Here is a 19568-nt window from a genome sequence, read left to right on the forward strand (position 1 = left end):
TGTGGCCCAGTTTTGGGCGCGTCAACAGTGGCAGGAATGCCAATTAGGGTCGATTTTCTGCCATCCGCGCGGCACACTTGATGACATGCTGCAGAAGGTGGTCGTTCTTCTCCCGCCGCGGGCTGAAACCTTTGAACTCGGCGTCGCCTGCGAGGTATTCGGCGTCGATCGTAGCGATGACGGACTCCCGGCGTATGACCTGTCGATCGTCGCCGCCTGCCCAGGCGCCGTTCACACGCGCTACTACGACCTAGACATTCCACATGATCTCGACTGTCTCGCGTCCGCCGATCTCATCATTGTGGGCGCTGGCGGCGATGCCGTTGACGAGTCTGATGATGCGGTTGCCGTCACCAAAACTACGGGCACCCTGGATCCCGCTCTCGGCGCGCTCTGTCGAGCGGCACAGCGCGGGACGGCCGTTGCTTCTCTATGCACAGGAGCGTTCCTTCTGGGCGCAGCGGGCTTACTCGATGGGCGCAGATGCACAACGCATTGGCGCCATTCCGCCGCGCTCGCGGCTCGATTCCCCGATGCGCTCGTGGACCCCAGCGTTCTGTATGTCGACGATCACCCCATTTACACCAGCGCCGGAACGGCCGCCAGTATCGACCTGTGTCTGCATATTGTCCGCAAGTTCCAGGGCTCCGATGTCGCGAACGGGATTGCCCGCCGGATGGTGGTGCCACCGCACAGGGAAGGCGGTCAGGCGCAATTCGTGAATCGGCCTCTCCCTCGCCACAACGGCTCCTCGATGGCACCGTTGCTCGACTGGATGACGGTGAACCTGCGTGATGATCATTCTGTGTCCGATCTTGCCGCCCGCGCAGGAATGTCATCGCGCACCTTCGCTCGCCGATTCCAAGCGGAAACAGGCTCCACCCCAGCTCGGTGGCTGAATGATCAGCGGGTTCTGGAAGCCCAGCGGCTACTCGAAACAACAGACCTGACCGTCGAATCGATCGCTGACCGCGTCGGCTTCCGCAACGCCGCCGCGCTGCGGATCCACTTTCAGCGTGTTCGGCTCACTTCACCTAACGAGTATCGCCGTGTGTTCGCACGTGCCTAGCCGCTCACAGGAAGCGAGCTGGCGACAGCGCTTCGGCTCGCACGGGGATGTCTTCTGGCACACTCGATCCGGTTAACAGCGCGGCTGCGACGACCGCGAGCGCAGGAGCCATCTGGATGCCGTATCCGCCTTGCCCCGCAAGGAAGCCGAACCCTGGGACCCCTGGAACAAGCCCAGCGACCGGCTCGCCGTCGGGAGCAAATGTCCGCAGACCGCCCCAGGACCGGCGCACTGTTCGCAGGCCGAGCGTGGTCGCCTCGTTGATTTCTTCCATCGCACGCGCGATACCGAGTTCGGACGGCTTCGCATCACCGGGCTCAACGGGATCAGCGTCCGCGGGAGACGCGAGAACACCGTCACCCTCGGGCTTGAAATACCAGCGTTCAGCAGGATCGCCCACTGTGGGCCCGTCACCTGCAAGCTTGCCAGGCGCAGGTGACATGAACAGCGTGCGGCGTTTCGGTACAAAACCTAATTGCGGCACACCTGCCAGCGACGCAACCGCATCGGCCCACGCCCCCGCAGCGTTGACCACAAGACCTGCGGAGAGGGATTCCTTGGCCAGCCCGACACTCCAGCCGTTCCCGTTCGGGCTGAGAGATCGCACACCGGAACCCGTGACAATCGTTCCACCGCGCGCCTTGAAGCCCCGGATGTAAGCCTGGTGCACTCCGAGAACGTCGATGTCGTGCGCTTCGTTGTCCAGCGCTGCCCGGCGCGTCACCTCCGGGTTCATCGCGGGACACCAGCGCAAGGTTTCGTCCGCGGACAGTGTGCCCAGTTCCCCAGGCCCGCCGCTGCGAGACTCGATCATCCCAGTGAGTGCAGTATCGCTGGTCTCGTCTGTCGCCGCCCACAACACCGGCCGAGCATCGAGCGGGTGGACATCGCCCCACTCTGCGGAAATCGAATCGAAGAGCTTCCTGCTAGCGACCGTCAGCGCGCGTACCACCGGGCCGCCATAGCTGGGGAGATACGTGGCGGCGGAGCGGCCCGTCGAATGAGTCGCGAGCATCGATTCAGTTTCAATCAGAACGACGGAGTTGTCGCTCGCCAGCTCATACGCGACTGACGCGCCCGCCATGCCGCCACCGATGACTGCTACATCGTAAGTCGTGGTCATTTTCAGTGCCCCGCGCTTTCCCAGGATTGACCTTGTCCGACGGAAACATCGAGTGGTACGGAAAGTTCGTACGCACTTGCCATTTCACGGCGGACCAGGTTCTCGACCTGATCTCGTTCGGCGTTGACGACTTCCAGCACAAGTTCATCGTGAACTTGCAGGAGCATGCGAGAACGCAGGTTCTCCCGCTGAAGCGCCTCATATACCCGCAGCATTGCCACCTTGATGATGTCAGCAGCGGACCCTTGAATGGGCGCATTCAGTGCAGCCCTTTCAGCGACCTCACGCCGCTGGCGATTGTCGCTGGTCAGGTCTGGAAGGTATCGGCGCCGACCGAAGATGGTGGAGGTATACCCATCTTTGCGAGCCTGTTCGACAACCGCATGCAGATAATCGCGCACCGCGCCGAACCGTGCGAAATACGCTTCCATCTGCGATTTCGCCTCATCATTCGAGATCTTCAGTTGCTGCGCGAGTCCATATGTCGACAACCCGTAGGCGAGCCCATACGACATCGCTTTGACGCGGCGGCGCATGTCGGGAGTGACTTCATCGATAGGCACACCGAACGCCCGTGCACCTACAAAGCTGTGAAGGTCCTCGCCAGTTCTGAATGCCTCGATCAGCCCGGCATCCCCGGACAAATGAGCCATGATGCGCATCTCGATCTGGCTGTAGTCGGCGGTGAGGAGCACGTCGTAAGGGGTGCCGTCAGCTGCCTTGCCCACCACGAACGCCTGCCTGATCTGCCGTCCAGCTTCAGTCCGGATCGGTATGTTCTGCAGGTTCGGTTCAGTCGACGACAGTCGGCCCGTCGCGGCGATCGTCTGATTGAACGTCGTGTGGATGCGACTATCGTCAGCGACCGTCTTCAGTAGCCCCTCAACGGTGGTTTTGAGCTTCATCGAGTCGCGGTGGGTCAGCAAATGCTCGAGGAAAGGATGCTGAGTTTTCTCGAACATCGTGGCGAGCGCTTCAGCGTCCGTGGTGTATCCGGTTTTCGTGCGCTTCGTCTTCGGCATGTCGAGTTCATCGAACAGCACCACCTGGAGCTGTTTGGGTGAACCCAGATTGATCTGCTTCCCGATCACGCCGTATGCAGCCTCAGCGGCGTCGTTGACCTGGCTCGCGAATTGACGCTGCAGATTCCCGAGCATGTCGAGGTCCACCGCAATGCCGGCGGCCTCGAGATCCGCGAGTACGAACGCGAGCGGGAGCTCCATTTCGGACAGCAGGGTACACGACTCGATCGTGTCGAGTTCACTGTCGAGCGCCGCCGCGAGGTCGACCACGGCACGTGCGCGCAGAATTTCGGTTTCGGCGTGCTGGCGTTGCGAGTCGTTCTCGTCGTCGAGGAGCGACAGCTGTCCCTGACCGGTGTCTTCGGCGCGCAGTTCACGGTTCAGGTAGCGCAATGAAAGGTCATCGAGGTTGAAGCTGCGCTGCCCCGGCCGGACCAGGTAGGCAGCCAGAGCAGTGTCGCTCGTGACACCCCGGAGCGCCCAGCCGCGTCCGCGCAGCGCATGGATCGCCCACTTGACGTCATGTACGGCTTTCCGCTGTTCGGGGTCGCCCAGCCAGCTTGCGAGTGCGGCATCGTCGGCTTCGGTCACAGTCTCGGCAGCAATGAAGGCGCCCTCGCCGTCAGCCGCAGCGATGGCGACACCCGTTGCGTCCGACGCATAGACCAGCCGCGTGCCGACCACCGACAGCCCGTGCCGCGCTCCTGGTACCGCGTGAGCATTCAGCCAGTCCGCTACCTCGCCCGGTTCGAGAATCCGGCCACGCACCTCAAAACCGGATTCCGCTTCCGGCTCAGGTGAGGCCAGCGTTTCGAAAAGCCGGTCACGGAGCACCCGGAATTCGAGGTCGTCGAACAACTGGTGGATCCGTTCGCGATCCCACACACTCACTTCGAGCTGATCAGGTGAAAACGGGAGTGGAACATCGCGAACCATCTCCGTGAGCTGGCGGTTCATCAGTACGGACGAAAGATTTTCCCGCAGCGCGTCACCAACCTTGCCGCGTACAGCGTCGACTTTCTCCACGAGGGTCTCAAGCGATCCATACTCGCGAATCCACTTCGCGGCGGTTTTCTCCCCCACACCAGGGATACCCGGAAGGTTGTCGCTCGGGTCACCACGCAGCGCCGCATAGTCGGGGTACTGCTGCGGTGAGAGGCCATATTTCGCCTCCACCGCTTCAGGCGTGAACCGAGTCAGATCCGAGACACCCCGCTTAGGGTAAAGCACCGTCACAGCGTCAGATACCAGCTGCAAAGCGTCACGGTCGCCGGTGCAGATGAGAACTTGATAGCCGAGATCGGTCGCCTGGGTCGTCAATGTCGCGATGATGTCGTCGGCCTCGAAGCCAGGTTCAGCCATCACCGGGATGCCCATCGCGGCGAGCACGTCCTTGGTGAGGTCAACCTGGCCGCGGAACTCATCCGGTGTCTTACTTCGGTTCGCCTTGTACTCGGGGAAAGTCTCAGCGCGGAAAGTCTGCCGTGAGACATCGAAAGCCACCGCGATGTGCGTTGGCTGTTCGTCGCGCAGCAAGTTGATCAGCATTGATGTGAACCCATAGACCGCGTTGGTGGTCTGCCCGCTCGACGTGCGGAAGTTCTCCGCGGGCAGCGCGAAGAACGCGCGATACGCAAGGGAGTGCCCGTCCAGGAGCAGAAGCCGTGGCATTTCTGACTGCACGGCTCCCATCGAGGCGGGGCTTGCGGACGTCGGGGACGGGGTTCCGGGAGGACGGGTCACAGAGGAAGGGCTCACAACAGGCCAGTGTAAGGAGTGACCCCGACAACAAGCCATGCGTAACGCCCCGGCAACACATCGGAGTGTCTTATCGAAACTATCCGCCGATACTGTCTCGGGACTGACACTATGATTCGGACAATTCGCTTCAGCGACAACCAGGGTCGCGAAACGTGGTGAGGACAGGCCTAATACGGACAACCCGGTCCCGTGCTCACGAGCACAGCCGGGAGGAGGAACATGTGACACACTCCGTGACCTCGCGCCTGACTGGCCGCGGGGCAGCCGTTCTGCTGGCGCTGATGTTCAGTCTTGTCGTCCCACTGCTCGCGGCTGGATCGGCACTGGCGCAGAACAACGATGAAGAGGGACCGCTCGGCACCATCCAGGGCACGCTGATAAACGCGGGAGAGCCGCTCAACGGGGTCACTATAGAGGCTACCGACGAGGACGGCGACGTTGCCGGTGAAGCGACTTCGAGCGAGCGCGGGCAGTGGTCGATGCGAGTGTCGCCGGGCACGTACACCGTGCGGCTGGATGAGGCGACACTGCCGGTTGACGTCATTGTGCAGCAGGCTGAACGCAGCGCGACGGTACGGGCTGACCGGGTTGCCTCGGTGATCTACTCATTTGGTGATCCGCGTACCGGACTGGAGACCACGTTCACCGAACGGTTCCTCCGCCTCACCGTCGAAGGCCTTCGCTTCGGACTAGTTATCGCGATCACCGCAGTCGGTCTGAGTCTCATTTTCGGCACAACCGGGCTCACCAACTTTGCCCACGGCGAACTAGTCACGATCGGCGCTGTCGCTGCGTGGGTGGTGAACGTGAAGCTCGGCATGCATTTGATACCAGCGACGGTCATCGCCATCATTGTCGGCATCATCGTCGGTGTTCTCAACAACGCCATAGTCTGGCGGCCGTTGCGAAATCGGGGCGCGAGTCTGGTCGCACAGCTAGTCGTGTCGATTGGCCTCGCCCTCGCGCTTCGTGCCGCGCTCCTGTTGTTTTTCAGCGACCGTTCCCAAGCGTTCACGACTTATCAGAGCCAGCGGCAGCAGGACTTTGGCCCAATCTCGACCACACCGGTGAACCTCGCAACGATGCTGATCAGCCTCGCGGTCCTTATCGCGGTAGCACTGATGTTCAAGTTCACACGGATCGGTAAAGCGATGCGCGCCGTTTCCGACAACCGGGATCTGGCCGCCGCATCGGGCATCAACGTCGAACGGGTAGTCATGTTCGTGTGGGCGCTGGGCGGCGGCCTGGCTGCCCTCGGCGGTGTTTTGTTCGGACTTTCCGAACTGAACGGAACCGTGCAGTTCGAGATGGGCTTCAAGCTGCTTCTCCTGATGTTCGCAGGGATCATCCTCGGCGGTCTCGGGACGGCTTACGGGGCGCTGCTGGGGTGCGTCATCATCGGGCTCCTCGTCCAATGGTCCACGCTCGTCATCAACCCGGATCTGAAATACACGGGAGGTTTGCTCGTGCTCATCCTCGTCCTGGTTCTTCGGCCTCAGGGAATCCTCGGTTCCCGCGCACGGATCGGGTGACGCGCGATGGACTTTCTCGGCATCGACTTCGGAATTGTCTTCAGCAACGCGTTCGCACAGTTCGTGGGCCCGCAAGCGATATTCTTCGCACTGCTCGCGATCGGACTGAATGTGCATTTCGGCTACACCGGGCTGCTTAACTTCGGTCAGATTGGTTTTGCGCTCGTCAGCGCCTATGGGGTCGGGATTACGGTGGTGATCTACAACCAGCCGCTGTGGCTGGGACTGATCGTCGGTATGGCGGCGTCCGTCGTGCTTGCGTTACTCCTCGGCATTCCTACGTTGCGGCTGCGCGCTGACTACCTCGCCATCGTCACTATCGCAGCGTCGGAAATTCTCCGTCTCGCTACGCGCTCTACAGCGTCGGATGACTACACGCGCGGCACGCGCGGCATTCAGGGCCAGAACTTCACGTTCCAGGCGATGAACCCCTTCTCACCTGGACGGGAGTACACCATTTTGGGGGTCAAGTTCCTGGGCTCAACGCTCTGGGCGATGGTAGTTGGCTGGGCGCTGATCGCCATCCTGCTCGTACTGATCTGGATGCTGGTGAACAGCCCGTGGGGCCGCGCACTGAAAGCGGTGCGCGAGGATGAAGATGCTGCCCGCGCACTTGGGAAGAACGTTTTTTTCTACCGAATGCAAGCCCTAGTTCTTGGCGGTTTCATCGGAGGCCTCGCCGGAATCTTCATCGCGCTCACCCAGGCGCTGAACCCCGATTTCTTCTCTACGCAGCAGACATTCTTCGCGTGGACAGCCATGATTCTCGGTGGTGCAGCCACCGTGTTCGGGCCTGTTGTCGGCGCGATGGTGTTCTGGTTCCTGTTCTCATTCATCGACAACGTCCTGCGGCAGCTTTCCTCGGGGCCCGACGCGGTCATTCCTATCTCTGCCCAGCAGGTGGGGGCAGTTCAGATCATGCTGGTCGGCATTCTGCTGGCGGTCCTGATCGTCTACCGCCCGCAGGGGATAATGGGACGGAAACGGGAGGTACAACTCAATGTCTGAGACCTCACGCGCGGGCGCTGCCGACCCGTTCGCCGAAGTAGACCGTGAACCCGGGAGCGCGAAGCCCGACCCCATCATTGTGGCTGACCACGTGACCCGCAGCTTCGGCGGCATCCGGGCAGTTGACGTGAGCCACATCGAATTCCAGCGGGGATGTATCACGGGACTGATCGGCCCGAATGGCGCGGGCAAGACAACCCTCTTCAATCTTCTGACGGGATTCGACCGCGCGGACAGCGGAACGTGGAGCGTTGACGGCGTCACAGTGTCACGCATGCCCGCGTACCGCATGGCGCGCAGCGGAGTAGTGCGCACCTTCCAGTTGACCAAGGCGCTTTCGAAACTCACGGTGCTGGACAATGTCCGGCTCGGAGCGACCGGCCAGAGCGGTGAGCGGATGCTGGGCGCCCTGATGCCGTGGATGTGGCGGAAACAGGAAGCGGAAATCACCGAGCGTGCCCATGCGATGCTCGAGCGCTTCAAGCTCGATACGAAAGCCAATGACTTCGCCGGCTCTCTATCCGGGGGGCAGCGCAAGCTCCTCGAAATGGCGCGCGCCCTGATGGTAGACCCTAAAGTCATCATGCTCGATGAGCCCATGGCGGGCGTCAACCCAGCGCTTACCCAAAGCCTGCTCGGTCACATCAAGTCACTCGGTGACGAAGGGATGACTGTGGTGTTCGTCGAACATGATATGGACGTCATCCGGGATGTCAGCGACTGGGTTGTCGTGATGGCGCAGGGCTCGGTCATCGCGGAGGGCCCAGCGTCGGAGCTCTCGAGCAATTCGGCAGTAGTCGACGCCTATCTGGGCAGCCACCACGACAAGGCGCTCGAGTTCGACGAGCACGGTAATCCCATTGGAGAGACCGCAGAGATGGTCGCGGAAATGGAGAGCGATATCAGCGAAGTCCTCGAAGCTGGTGGCGACCTGTCTGATCCCGCAGCTGTTCCTTCGCACGATCGACAGGAGCCACAGTGACCGAACACCGCTCCCCCGCCGAACTCGCAGCTACCGCAGAAGCGCACAATCGGCTGGCCGAGGGCGCTCTCATGCGGGGCGACGACCTCACGGCGGGATACATTCCCGGGGTCAACATCCTCGAGGACTGCAACTTCTATCTTCGAGACGGGGAAATCGTCGGCATCATTGGACCGAACGGGGCCGGAAAGTCCACGCTTCTGAAAACACTGTTCGGCCTCATTCCCGTACGAAATGGCCAGGTAACTCTCCGGGGTGAGGACATAACTTCTGCGCGTGCACACACGCTGGTGACGAAAGGCGTGGGTTATGTGCCGCAAACCGAGAACGTCTTTCCTTCGCTCACTATCGAAGAAAATCTTCAGATGGGGATCTACCTGCGATCGCGGCAGTTCGGCAAGCGATTCGAATTCGTGTCCGGACTCTTTCCACTGCTGAGCGAACGGCGCCGGGTGAAGGCAGGCGCCCTGTCCGGCGGCGAGCGCCAAATGGTCGCGATGGGCCGGGCGCTGATGATGGATCCTTCTGTCCTCCTGCTCGACGAGCCGTCGGCCGGACTCTCCCCTATGTTTCAGGACGAAGTCTTCGTCCGCTGCAAGAAAATCAACGCTACGGGCGTCTCAATCATCATGGTGGAACAGAACGCGCGTCGCTGCCTGCAGGTGTGCGACCGCGGCTACGTCCTCGACCAGGGGCGCAACGCCTATACGGACACAGGTGCGAATCTCTTACACGATCCGAAGGTCATCGAGTTGTACCTTGGCACCCTCGCCGGTAGCCACGAGACTCGCTAAGGGTGTCTAAAGAAAAAATCTGGGGAGGGCTCGATTCCCTCCCCAGATTTGTTTCGCAGCAAGTGTCAGTCGACGCTCACGACGATGTAGTCCTCCACCTCGACGAGCTGGTTGTCGGGACCAAATTCCAGCACACCGTACGAGCCGATACCGGGCTCACCGGCCGGGCGGAATTCCAGATCACCTGTGACACCGTTGTAGTTGATGTCGCCGCCTTCAGCGAGAATGTCGCGGCATTCCGCGAAGGAGGTGCACTCGTCACCATCGCGGGTCACGTCGTTGATCGCGGCTGCGATATCCACCCCGTTTGTGGAACCTGCCGCCTCAGCAGCGAGTGCCGAGATCACGACAGCATCGTAGGCTTCGGCGGAGTACTGCAGATCAGCAAGGTTGTATCCCGCAGCTTGGCCAGCCTCTCGAACACGCTCCTCGAAATCAGAGCTGAGCGAAGTCTGCGGCGCGGTGCCCTTCATTCCCTCGAGCAGACCTCCGGCCAGCCCCTCCCCGAGTGCGTTGCCCATGTTCCCGTCGGTTCCGTAGACGAGCTTGTCCTGGGGGCCGACACCGACTTCGGCCATCCGGGTGATGATCCGCTTGCTCTCGTCGAAGCCGATGACAGCGATGCCATCAGGGTCGAATTGAGCAATGCTGTCGATCTCGGCGTTGAATGACTGCGCGTTGGGGTCATAAATGATCAGCTGGATCTGATCGGCGGCGATACCTGCTTCTTGAAGGAACTTCTCGGTGTTGCGAGCGAGACCGGCACCGTAGGGATCGTTGCGCGCGAGGATAGAAACACGCTGCAGCCCGTCACCCGCCATCATCTGCACCAGCGCCTGGGACTGAAGTACGTCCGTCGGAGCAGTGCGGAAGTACATGCCTCGGTCCGGGTAGCAGACGAACTGGTCCGACGTGTTCGCTGGCGAGAACATAACCACACCCGCGTCTACGATTTTGTCGATCACATTCAGCGAGACGCCTGAGGATGCGGCACCGATGATGACTTGAGCGCCATCCGCTAGAAGTCGGTCTACCGTCTGGTTCGCGATGTTGGTTGTCGTGTCACCCGAGTCACCCTGGTTGATGCTGACAGGGTTGCCCAGCACGCCGCCAGCGTCGTTGATCTCAGTCACCGCGAGTTCTGTGGCTGCGATCTCGGGGGGCCCCAGGAAAGCCAGGTCTCCAGTTTGCGGCAAGAGTCCGCCGAATCGCAGCGGGTCCGTGGAAGGATTGCCGCTTGGCTCCGCCTGGGGAGGATCGCAATCAGTTTCCGCGAGTTCGACCTCAGCCAGGTCGCCGTTCTCCGCCGCCGTATCGTCGCTGTCAGTACCGCAGCCGGCGAGGACCAGCGAAGCTGCGCCTGCTACCGCGATGAGCCGGAACAATGTGCGTTGTGCCATCCGAAGTCTCCTCGAAATACAGTAGGGCCGCCGCGATCACTTCTCGCAATGCCGAAGTGATTCACGAAGGTCTATTTCGGGAGATTAGCGCCGATTAGTTACCGGACAAGACAGACACACCGGCCGTCACACGACCTTAATTGCGGTCGTACTGTCTTTTTACTTTCAGACGTCCTATTTTCCGGGCTTCGGCTTCATCGCGAGCGTATCGATCACAACCTGTGCGACAACCTTCATCGTCGTCCGGCGATCCATCGCCGCGCGCTGAATCCAGCGAAACGCCTCAGGTTCCGTCATGCCGTGCGCGTTCATCAACGCGCCCTTGGCCCGGTCTATGAGTTTGCGCGTCTCAAGGCGATCAGTCAGCTCCCCGACCTCTTTTTCGAGGGCCTTCAGCTCGGCGAACCGGCTCGTCGCGAGTTCGATCGCCGGAACGAGATCGCCCTGGGTGAAAGGCTTGACGAGGTAGGCCATGGCACCCGCGTCGCGTGCCCGTTCGACTAGTTCACGCTGACTAAAAGCGGTGAGAATGACGACCGGGGCGATACGCTTCGCCGCGATCTCAGATGCTGCGTCAATACCGTCGCGAATCGGCATTTTCACGTCCATGATCACCAGATCAGGAATCAGGTCTTCTGCGAGTTCGACTGCACGCTGACCATCTCCCGCCTCACCAACGACGTCGTAACCTTCGTCGCGCAGCATCTCGGTGAGATCGAGGCGGATAAGGGTCTCATCCTCGGCGACAAGAACGCGGCGCACCGGCCACGCCGAACTGCTGGCCTTTGCTGTGGATTCCGCCGCTTCAGTCACTTCCGAAGCGATGGCACCCTTCACGTCGGCCTCTGCGTTCGAAGCCTCGGAGCCCTTCATCGACACTGTCCCCTTTACGAACATTCTTTAAGCGATTACAGCGGGAAAACTTCTTCGTTTGGTTCCGCAACTGAAGGGTACCGGTGCACCGGGGGTGAACGCGATCCTCCAATGATCTACAGTGATGTGCCACAGGGGCACCACGTCCGGTAACCTGTGTCTCCGCGTGCGGAGCAGAACCGGGAACGGCTAGCTCCGGCACCGTCGCAGCACTGCGCCCTCGTAGCCCAATTGGCAGAGGCAACGGATTCAAAACCCGTCCAGTGTGGGTTCGAGTCCCACCGAGGGCACCAACGCTGCCTTACCGTTCCGCTGGACCTTTCACATCTTGATCTTGCTCTGACCAGGGCCCACACCCTCACCCCACGCAAACTTCTGTGATACTTCTCACATTGCCGCTCGTGATGCGCTCCGCGCCGGAGCGATGTGACACCTCGCGCCAACAGACACCTGACTGTTATCGGACTGAGCCTCAAGGCCGCGCCGTACCACCGGCGCGGCGGCTAGATTCTGCTCAATTCAGCTTCCTGAGCGAGCGGAGTCACCATGACCAGCAGCGTGTTTCGCCTCCGCTTGCCAGCCGCCATCGCGCTGCCGACCGTGTTGGCATGCGCAATGACGCTGAGTGCCGGCCCCTCGGTCGCGTCGGCGCAATCCGGATTGCCCAGCCCACTACCGATCGCCGAGACCACTGAGCGTGCGCCCGTTTTCCTCACCGACGAGGAAACAGGACTGGAAATCGCTGTCTTCTACTGCAATTCGGGTCCCCAGCCATATACCGTGCCGGAGGGGCAGCGCAGCGTGTATATCGAGGCGGTCGGCGGGCAGGGTCAGACACCTAACCCCAATCACACTGGGGAAGGCGGCCTCGGGGGGCTGGTCAGCGGCGCCGTACACGTTCAGCCAGGGCAGATCTTCGAAGTCCAAGTCGGGTGTGCAGGCGACGCGGGCGGGGGCTACTCGCCATACGCTTCCGGCGGCGCACGGGGCGAGGCGGTTGACCACCTCACCAACTTCGGCACAGTGTGGTCCAGTGGCTGGGATGGCGGCGGCGGAGGTGGCGCGTCTGCAGTGCTGATCGACGGCACGGAAGTGATGGTGGCTGCCGGCGGCGGAGGGGCCGGCGGCAACGGACCTGACTGCCACGTCATCGGTGACGACGATGCCTTCTTCGCCTTCTGCGGCGGCGACGAGGCACGCTCGGGAGGCGACGGGGGTCAGGGCAGCGCCGGCGTCGACGACGAGGAAGGCGCCCCCTATGAAGGCAGTGCTGGCGAGAACAACACGCAGGCCTCCGCGACAGCCAGCGGCCTGTCGTGCGGCCACGGGCGCGCCGGTCAGCCCGGCGGCACCTTCGACACCACCGGTGGCGGTGGCGGAGGCGGAGGTGGCGGTGGTGGCTACGCGGGAGTGCCGGGCAACGGAGGAGGCGGCTGTGGCGGCGCCGCGGCCCAGGCGACTGAAATTCACCCCGGGCACGTCATCGCACACGGCGCTGGCGGCAACGGAGGTGGCGGTGGAACGTCTTACGCATCTGCAGCCGTACTCCAGCCGACGATCGACGTGGCGTCTGTCTCCGGTGACGGCTATGTGCTGTTCATTACTGGAGCTCAGGGTGTGCGCACCACGACCTACGGCCACAGCGGCAGCCACGCTATCTACCATTGCGTCGGTGACGGGGTCACCGAACTGTTCGCTGACGTCCGTGGTGCGGCTGGCGCTGGTGGTGGCCACGAGTTCGGCGATGTCGGCAACGGCGGCAGCGGAAGCGGGCTTCAAGCGGTCATTGCGGTCGACGAACGCAAGCAGCTGGAACTCCACGTAGCCCAGTTCGGATACGCCCACGGCAGATGGGGCCACGGTCATGGCGGCTCACGCGGTGAAGCGGACTCGGACGCTTCCTACGACGGCGCGGGCGGAGGCGGGTCCTCAGCGGTGAGCCAGACCAGCGCGGAGTGCGGCACCTCGCCCAGCGGCGCCACAGTGACCCCCCTCGCGGTCGCAGGGGGTGGCGGCGGTGGGGGCGGAAACGGCTTCTCCGGGGACGGAGGTGACGGTGGGCCTGGCGGACTCGACCCTGGAGACGGCACCAGTGGTGGCTTCGGCGGCGGCTTCGGCGGCGGCTTCGGCGGAGAGGGCGGAAGCGAAAGCGGGCATAACGGTGGTCATGGCACAGGGGCTGCTACGGGCGGCGGAGGCGGTGGCGGCGGTGGCGGTCACCGCGGCGGAGGTCTCGGCCACGGCGCCTCCGGCGCCAACGATGGCGGCGGAGGCGGCGGAGGCGGCGGTAGCTCAGCCGTCACCAGCGTCCCCCACCAGCCGGTGCACGAGTACCACGGCGCCCCAGGGGATCAGTACAACGGGAGCAACGCCGAACTGGTCAACGGTCAGATCCAACTGATCGAACCCATCCCCGCTACCCGCAGTCGCGTCTCGATCGCCGCTGGAAACGGTCAGAGTGCGTATTCGGGACAATCTTTCCCCCACGAGCTGCAGGTCAAGTTCACCGACGCCGGGGGTGGCCCGGTGGCTAACCAGCAGATCATCTGGTCGATGCCCACGGAGCAGGGCGCCGTAGCCCGCTTCAGCGGTACCGGGTCAACCACGCGAACCACGATGACCGACGCGTCCGGCCACGCGACGGTGGAAGTGGAGTTGTTGCCGGCGGATCAATGGACAGTCAGTGACCCCCAAGGTGGGTTCTTCGTCGATGCTTCCCTCGCCGACGACCCTGCTCGCCTCGTTGGGCACGCCACATTCCGGCTGCATGCGGTGCACGTACCCACCACAATGGAGTTGGTCTCCAGCGCCGATGGCAACGCGATACAGCCGGGCGAGCCAGTGACATTCACCGCGACGGTGGCCCAGCGGCCGGAAACCACGCCGTCCTTCGGCACACCCACCGGTCACGTGCAGTTCCAGATCGATGGCACCACCGTCGGCAGCCCGGTTGCGCTGGTCGACGGCATCGCTGCCCTGCCACCCATCGACACTCTTGATCCTGGCGAGCACCACGTGATCGCCACTTATTTGCCCGGCCAGGACAAGATATTCGCCGAAGTGTCCGGAGCCGTCACCCAATACATTGCTACAGAGGCCGACACGGTGACCCTGACATCTGAGCACAATCCTTCATATCCGGGGCAGCCGGTGACTTTCACACTGACCGTCACGCCCGGCGACGAAGTGGCCGAACGCCCGACGGGAACGGTGCAGTTCAAGGTTGATGGAACAAACCTAGGTGGCCCGGTCCCTCTGGCGGCCGCAGGCCCGGCGACTGCCACCAGCGCCCCGGTCTCGGACCTGACAACGGGCCAGCGCACAATCACCGCTGAGTACTCGGGTGACAGCAGGTTCGGGTCGAGTACCCAGACCCTGCAGCAAACGGTGGCCCAGATCGAAACAGCGACGACGCTGATCTTGCCTGCCGAGCCGATCATCGCTGGCGCTACTGCCGACGCCTCCGTGGCAAGCGTCAGCAACACCATCGCGCCCGCGCCCACCGGATCGGTGCAGTTCCTGCAAGGCGGAGCTGAACTTGGCGCACCCGTGCCGCTCGACTCTGCCACCACAGTTACCTCGCCGCCACTGCAGGCGGGATCGGGACTGGTGGAGGCTCGGTACCTCGGCGACACCATCCATGCACCGTCCGAGGGTCAAGCGACCGCCCAGGTGTACACGAGCACCACGCAGACCACGGTGAGCGCGAATAACAACCCGCTGACCTACTTGCAGGCTCTCGACTTGACGGCGACTGTCAGCTCCTCAACGGTGGTGTCGGCGGGCACCGTGACGTTCACTCTTGGTGACACTGCGCTCGGCAGCGCAGTCCCCGTCGTCGACGGCACCGCGGTGCTCACCAACGCCGACATCTCAGCGCTGAACTTCGGTTACAACACCATCACCGCAACCTACTCCGGTGATGTGGCTTCCGGTAACGCTCCAAGCTCTGGACAGCTGAGACTGCTCATGCTGCGAGGGCCGGATACAAGCAGCCTCGGCAGCTGACGGCAAACACATGTGTCGCCTGCGGATATCGTGGTGACATGAGTACCGATCCCGAACGAAAGAACCTCAGAGCCTCGGACGCTGATCGGGAATCTGTGGCCGGGCTGCTGCACCAAGCTTCCGGCGAGGGCCGAATCAGTTTCGGCGAACTCGAGGATCGTCTCACCAAGGTGTATGCCGCGCAGACCTACGGCGAACTTGAGCCCCTCATCTCGGACCTGCCGATGGGTCTGCCACAGCTGGGCCGCAAGGAGCCCGACACCATCCGTCTGACCGCAACCGTGAACGATGTGCGCCGTGAGGGGCGCTGGAAAGTCCCACGTCACATCATCGCCAAGACCGAAATGGGCAACATTCACCTCGACTTCACCGAAGCCGTTCTTCCCGTAGGTGAGGTGCTCGTCGAGGTGGAGTCGAAATCGGGCGGTGTCGTTGTGGTCGTCCCCGATGGAGTGCCCGTGAACGCCGAAGGAATCGGCGTGGACTCCGGGTCTGTGAGTAACGCGGTCACGGACGAAACACTGGGGCTTTCCCGGATTCGCGTGATCGGGCACTCGGGGATGGGGGACGTGGTCATCCGGCGCCCGCGCCGAAGGTGGAAGCTTTTCGGTCGCCGCTGATCACGCCTCGGTGTTCCCGGTGCCGCCCGGCGAGGTGCGGCGAGCCGCGAGGAGTCCAGTAAGTTCAGAAATTCGCTGCTCAAGCGCTCCGATCCGCTGATCGACATGCTCCACCTGCGCCCGCGACGCGTTCTCGTCGGTCCCATCTCCCTCGCTCACACGCTTGACGATGGCCGAGGCGAGCAGGCCAGTGATGACTCCGATCAATCCGATTCCGCCAAGCATCAGAAGTACCGCGATGACTCGGCCAGCGCCGGTTACGGGAACCGTGTCTCCGTATCCGACCGTCGTGACCGTGACGATAGACCACCAGATGGCGTCGCCGTAGGTGGTGATTTCCGCTCCCTCTGCCCCACGCTCTGCGTCTAAGACGGCGAGCGAAGCGATATAGATCAGCAGTGCCGCAGACGCGGCCGCGTAGGCCGCCAGCCTGCCGTGGAGCGTCTTTCCCACCGAGATCTGCAAACGGTGGAAGATGACGATGAGGCGTAGCAACCGCAATGGCCGCAGCATCGGCAGCGCAACGATTGCCAGATCGGGCAGATTCCGTGCGAACCAGCGTCTACGTTGTTTCGCGGCGGATAGCCGGATGAGGTAGTCAGCCGCGAAGAGCACCCATATCGCGATCATCGCCACTTCCGCTGCACCACGCAGCGCGCTGTCCGGCATCAGGACGAAAACCGAATAGGCCGCGATGTAGAGAAATGCGGCAGCGATGAGGGGCCATTCGGATGCCCGGATGCGCTTTTGGGCTTCAGCTGGACGCGGGCTCACATCGGAAATGCTAATTCGTCGCTAGGCGCAGCTGGCAGCGGCGGCGCGCTTCCGCGACCGTCCGCCTACGGGTACCCACCGCCTGATGCCTGATCCATGTGTCGTAGAACCATAGCTCCGATTCACAGTCATCAATCTTTCGCGCGATGCACGCACCGGTCGTCACCCACCACAGCGGTATTTCCTGTCCAATCAAGTCAGAGCGCACCGCGAGCCTTCCCACAACTGAGCGGATAATTTCGAGTGCACCCCGGAAATTTGCGCCGCGAATCAGCGCATCCACCTCACAGATGTAGTCCGTGAAGTGCATTCCATCGATGTATTCCGCTGCGAACGCAGCGCTCCATCGCTCATCGAATGTATTCCACGTTTCCCACGATTCCATCGCCGTGAGCGGACCAGGGTTGTTGCCACGCCAGCGAAGCCCGCTATACCTCCTGACCATAGTTTCGCGGAAAGTCAGGAGCAGCGGGCCTAAATGGCGATGCTTGCTTGGTGCTTACCTTAGTTAACGCTCACGGCGCACGCAGGTTCTACTCGACTACGCCGCCACAAGTGCTGGCGTGCCACAGTCCGCGATCTCCTGAATCAGCAGCACGCTGTGCCTGCTTAAAGAGTGTTTGGTAATGATAAGCGTCACCGTATGTGTATTCGAACGCGAATCCATCGCGAATCAATTCGTAATTCAGCAGACGATTACTGCCAAACCACAAGAATGCAAGTTCACGCCCGAAACGATCCTGCCGTCCTTGGCTCGGGTCGTATTCCAGATACACCCGTGCACCGTCGACCAATCTACGGGCATGTTCCGTGGCTTCATATCCGAAACATTGGACCGGCAGTTGCGGGTGGTTCGTCTCGGGCGCGTCTACGCCGATCAGACGAACACGAACCGAATCACCTTCAATCAGTACCCGTACGGTGTCACCGTCGATGACCCGGTCTACGAGGAACGGGCCTTCCACGGAAGCTGGCATGACCAGGCCTGCCTCGTTCTGGCTGGCTTCATGAGTCTGGACGGATCCGGCGCCGACACCCTGCCCATCGGGCGGCACTCCCACTGAACAAGACGACACGACGATGGCAGCCAGGAGGGATGTCACAAGCCCGGCCTGGCTGCCGCTCCACCAGCGAACGCGCAACTCTAGTGGTCGTCCTCACCGATGCGGTGGACCTGGATCAGGTTGGTCGAGCCCACCGTTCCAGGCGGGGCGCCGGCCACGATCACCACTCGGTCACCACGCTCGTACCCGCCGATCTCCAGCAGTGCCTCATCCACCTGCCTGATCATCGCGTCGGTACTTTCCACGTAGTCAACAGTGAACGTTTCGGTTCCCCATGTCAGCGAGAGTTGGTGCCGTACGTCGGACACTGGCGTCAGCGCGACAAGTGGCAGATGGGTGTGCAGGCGAGCAAGCCTGCGCACCGTGTCACCGGATTGCGTAAATGCGACGAGCGCCTTCGCTTCGAGCCGCTCACCGATATCACGCGCCGCGTACGAAATCACGCCGCGCTTTGTCCGCGGCACGTGCGTCAACGGCGGCACGACAGTCGACTCCGCCTCAACAGCGGAGACGATGCGTGACATCGTTCGCACTGCCTCCATGACGTACTGACCGACGGACGTTTCACCCGAGAGCATTACCGCATCTGCACCGTCGAGGATTGCGTTGGCTACGTCCGAGGCCTCGGCGCGCGTCGGTCGCGGATTCGTGATCATCGAGTCCAGCATTTGCGTCGCCACGATCACTGGTTTCGCGTTCTCGCGCGCAACCTGGATGGCGCGTTTCTGGACGAGTGGAACCTGTTCGAGAGGCATTTCAACACCAAGATCGCCACGGGCGACCATGATGGCGTCGAATGCGAGGACAATCGCTTCCAGATTGTCGATCGCCTCGGGCTTTTCGAGCTTTGCAATTACCGGAACACGGCGGCCCACTCTGTCCATCACGTCGTGGACCAGTTCGATATCTGAGGGTGACCGCACAAAAGACAGCGCGATCATGTCGACACCCAGTTTCAGTGCGAACTCGAGATCAGCGATATCTTTGTCGGACAGAGCAGGCACGGATACGTTCATTCCGGGCAGGGAAAGACCCTTGTTGTTGCTGACCGGGCCTCCCTCCACAACCCGGCACACCACATCGGGGCCTTCGACGGCAGTGACGACGAGACCAACTTTGCCATCGTCCACAAGCAGCCGATCACCCGCACGCGCATCCGTGCTGAGGCCCTTGTAGGTCGTGGAGACCCGGGAATGAGTGCCTTCACATTCATCTGTACTGATCCGCACCTCTTCCCCACTTGCCCAGGTGGTGCCGCCTTCAGTGAAGCGGCCGAGACGGATTTTGGGACCCTGCAGGTCCGCGAGAATTCCAATGTTGTGGCCGGTTTTTTCGGCCGCATCACGAACCAGACGGTAGTTGGCTTCGTGAGTAGCGTGGTCACCATGGCTCATGTTCAGCCGGGCGACGTTCATTCCACTTTCAACTAGCTGACGAATTTTATCTTCCGACCCAGTTGCGGGCCCAAGGGTGCATACGATCTTAGCGCGACGTTTCACCCCACAAACCTTAGCCTCGGAGCCTTCCCTGTTCCACGG

General features: G+C 62.1%; 15 protein-coding genes and 1 tRNA gene. 8 read left to right on the forward strand and 8 right to left on the reverse strand.

The genetic code is table 11. The annotated features are described in order from the left end of the window. The first annotated feature begins 85 nt into the window (after positions 1–85). Positions 86–1069, forward strand: a complete 984-nt coding sequence (locus FHU29_RS15555; RefSeq protein ID WP_064441570.1) for a GlxA family transcriptional regulator — start codon at positions 86–88, stop codon at positions 1067–1069. Between the two features lie 4 nt (positions 1070–1073). Here FHU29_RS15555 and FHU29_RS15560 read toward each other — a convergent pair whose 3' ends face one another. Together FHU29_RS15560 and polA are read right to left on the reverse strand one after the other, a co-directional pair. Further along, positions 1074–2192: an NAD(P)/FAD-dependent oxidoreductase gene (locus FHU29_RS15560; RefSeq protein WP_064441524.1), complete on the reverse strand. Its 1119-nt coding sequence runs from the start codon at positions 2190–2192 to the stop codon at positions 1074–1076. A gap of 2 nt (positions 2193–2194) precedes the next feature. Next, positions 2195–4906, reverse strand: coding sequence for a DNA polymerase I (polA, locus tag FHU29_RS15565; RefSeq protein WP_064441523.1), 2712 nt, complete (start codon positions 4904–4906; stop codon positions 2195–2197). A 239-nt stretch (positions 4907–5145) separates the two neighbouring features. On the opposite strand from polA, the gene FHU29_RS15570 reads away from it, so the two are divergent. From FHU29_RS15570 to FHU29_RS15585, 4 genes are read left to right on the forward strand one after another with little or no spacing between them, the layout of a single operon-like run. Then, positions 5146–6507, forward strand: a complete 1362-nt coding sequence (locus FHU29_RS15570) for a branched-chain amino acid ABC transporter permease (protein WP_423785888.1) — start codon at positions 5146–5148, stop codon at positions 6505–6507. A gap of 6 nt (positions 6508–6513) precedes the next feature. Continuing rightward, a complete protein-coding gene (locus tag FHU29_RS15575; RefSeq protein ID WP_064441522.1) occupies positions 6514–7515 on the forward strand; it encodes a branched-chain amino acid ABC transporter permease in 1002 nt (333 codons plus the stop codon). Continuing rightward, positions 7508–8497 (forward strand): ABC transporter ATP-binding protein, encoded by a 990-nt coding sequence (locus FHU29_RS15580; RefSeq protein WP_064441521.1) that lies wholly within the window; start codon positions 7508–7510, stop codon positions 8495–8497. The genes FHU29_RS15575 and FHU29_RS15580 overlap by 8 nt, the downstream gene beginning before the upstream one ends. Beyond that, the gene (locus FHU29_RS15585; protein ID WP_064441520.1) at positions 8494–9291 is read left to right on the forward strand and encodes an ABC transporter ATP-binding protein; all 798 of its coding nucleotides are present in this window, start codon (positions 8494–8496) and stop codon (positions 9289–9291) included. The genes FHU29_RS15580 and FHU29_RS15585 overlap by 4 nt, the downstream gene beginning before the upstream one ends. A 65-nt stretch (positions 9292–9356) precedes the next feature. Here the strand turns inward: FHU29_RS15585 and FHU29_RS15590 are convergent, their stop codons facing one another. Together FHU29_RS15590 and FHU29_RS15595 are read right to left on the reverse strand one after the other, a co-directional pair. Beyond that, positions 9357–10691 (reverse strand): ABC transporter substrate-binding protein, encoded by a 1335-nt coding sequence (locus FHU29_RS15590; RefSeq protein WP_064441519.1) that lies wholly within the window; start codon positions 10689–10691, stop codon positions 9357–9359. A 174-nt stretch (positions 10692–10865) separates the two neighbouring features. Then, complete coding sequence (locus tag FHU29_RS15595; protein WP_221195072.1) at positions 10866–11564, reverse strand: ANTAR domain-containing response regulator; 699 nt, start codon at positions 11562–11564, stop codon at positions 10866–10868. 216 nt (positions 11565–11780) lie between these two features. Between FHU29_RS15595 and FHU29_RS15600 the strand changes: the two genes are divergently transcribed. From FHU29_RS15600 to FHU29_RS15610, 3 genes are all read left to right on the forward strand, one after another. Continuing rightward, positions 11781–11857: transfer RNA gene (locus FHU29_RS15600), tRNA-Leu, on the forward strand. Between the two features lie 253 nt (positions 11858–12110). Then, positions 12111–15572 carry an Ig-like domain-containing protein gene (locus FHU29_RS23550; RefSeq protein WP_064441518.1) on the forward strand — a complete coding sequence of 1154 codons (3462 nt, stop codon included), beginning with the start codon at positions 12111–12113 and terminating at the stop codon, positions 15570–15572. Between the two features lie 38 nt (positions 15573–15610). Continuing rightward, positions 15611–16192 carry a DUF1707 SHOCT-like domain-containing protein gene (locus FHU29_RS15610; RefSeq protein ID WP_064441517.1) on the forward strand — a complete coding sequence of 194 codons (582 nt, stop codon included), beginning with the start codon at positions 15611–15613 and terminating at the stop codon, positions 16190–16192. Here FHU29_RS15610 and FHU29_RS15615 read toward each other — a convergent pair whose 3' ends face one another. From FHU29_RS15615 to pyk, 4 genes are all read right to left on the reverse strand, one after another. Next, positions 16193–16966 carry a potassium channel family protein gene (locus FHU29_RS15615; RefSeq protein ID WP_064441516.1) on the reverse strand — a complete coding sequence of 258 codons (774 nt, stop codon included), beginning with the start codon at positions 16964–16966 and terminating at the stop codon, positions 16193–16195. It lies immediately after the preceding gene. A gap of 10 nt (positions 16967–16976) precedes the next feature. After that, positions 16977–17351, reverse strand: coding sequence for a hypothetical protein (locus FHU29_RS15620; RefSeq protein ID WP_064441515.1), 375 nt, complete (start codon positions 17349–17351; stop codon positions 16977–16979). Positions 17352–17499: 148 nt separating this feature from the next. Continuing rightward, entirely contained in the window at positions 17500–18069 is a 570-nt protein-coding gene (locus FHU29_RS15625; RefSeq protein WP_064441514.1) for a thermonuclease family protein, read from the reverse strand. Positions 18070–18110: 41 nt separating this feature from the next. Next, positions 18111–19529, reverse strand: a complete 1419-nt coding sequence (gene pyk, locus FHU29_RS15630) for a pyruvate kinase (RefSeq protein WP_074390903.1) — start codon at positions 19527–19529, stop codon at positions 18111–18113. Positions 19530–19568: the final 39 nt, after the last annotated feature.

This window comes from Hoyosella altamirensis, from assembly GCF_014191505.1.
In the GTDB taxonomy this organism is placed as follows: domain Bacteria; phylum Actinomycetota; class Actinomycetes; order Mycobacteriales; family Mycobacteriaceae; genus Hoyosella; species Hoyosella altamirensis.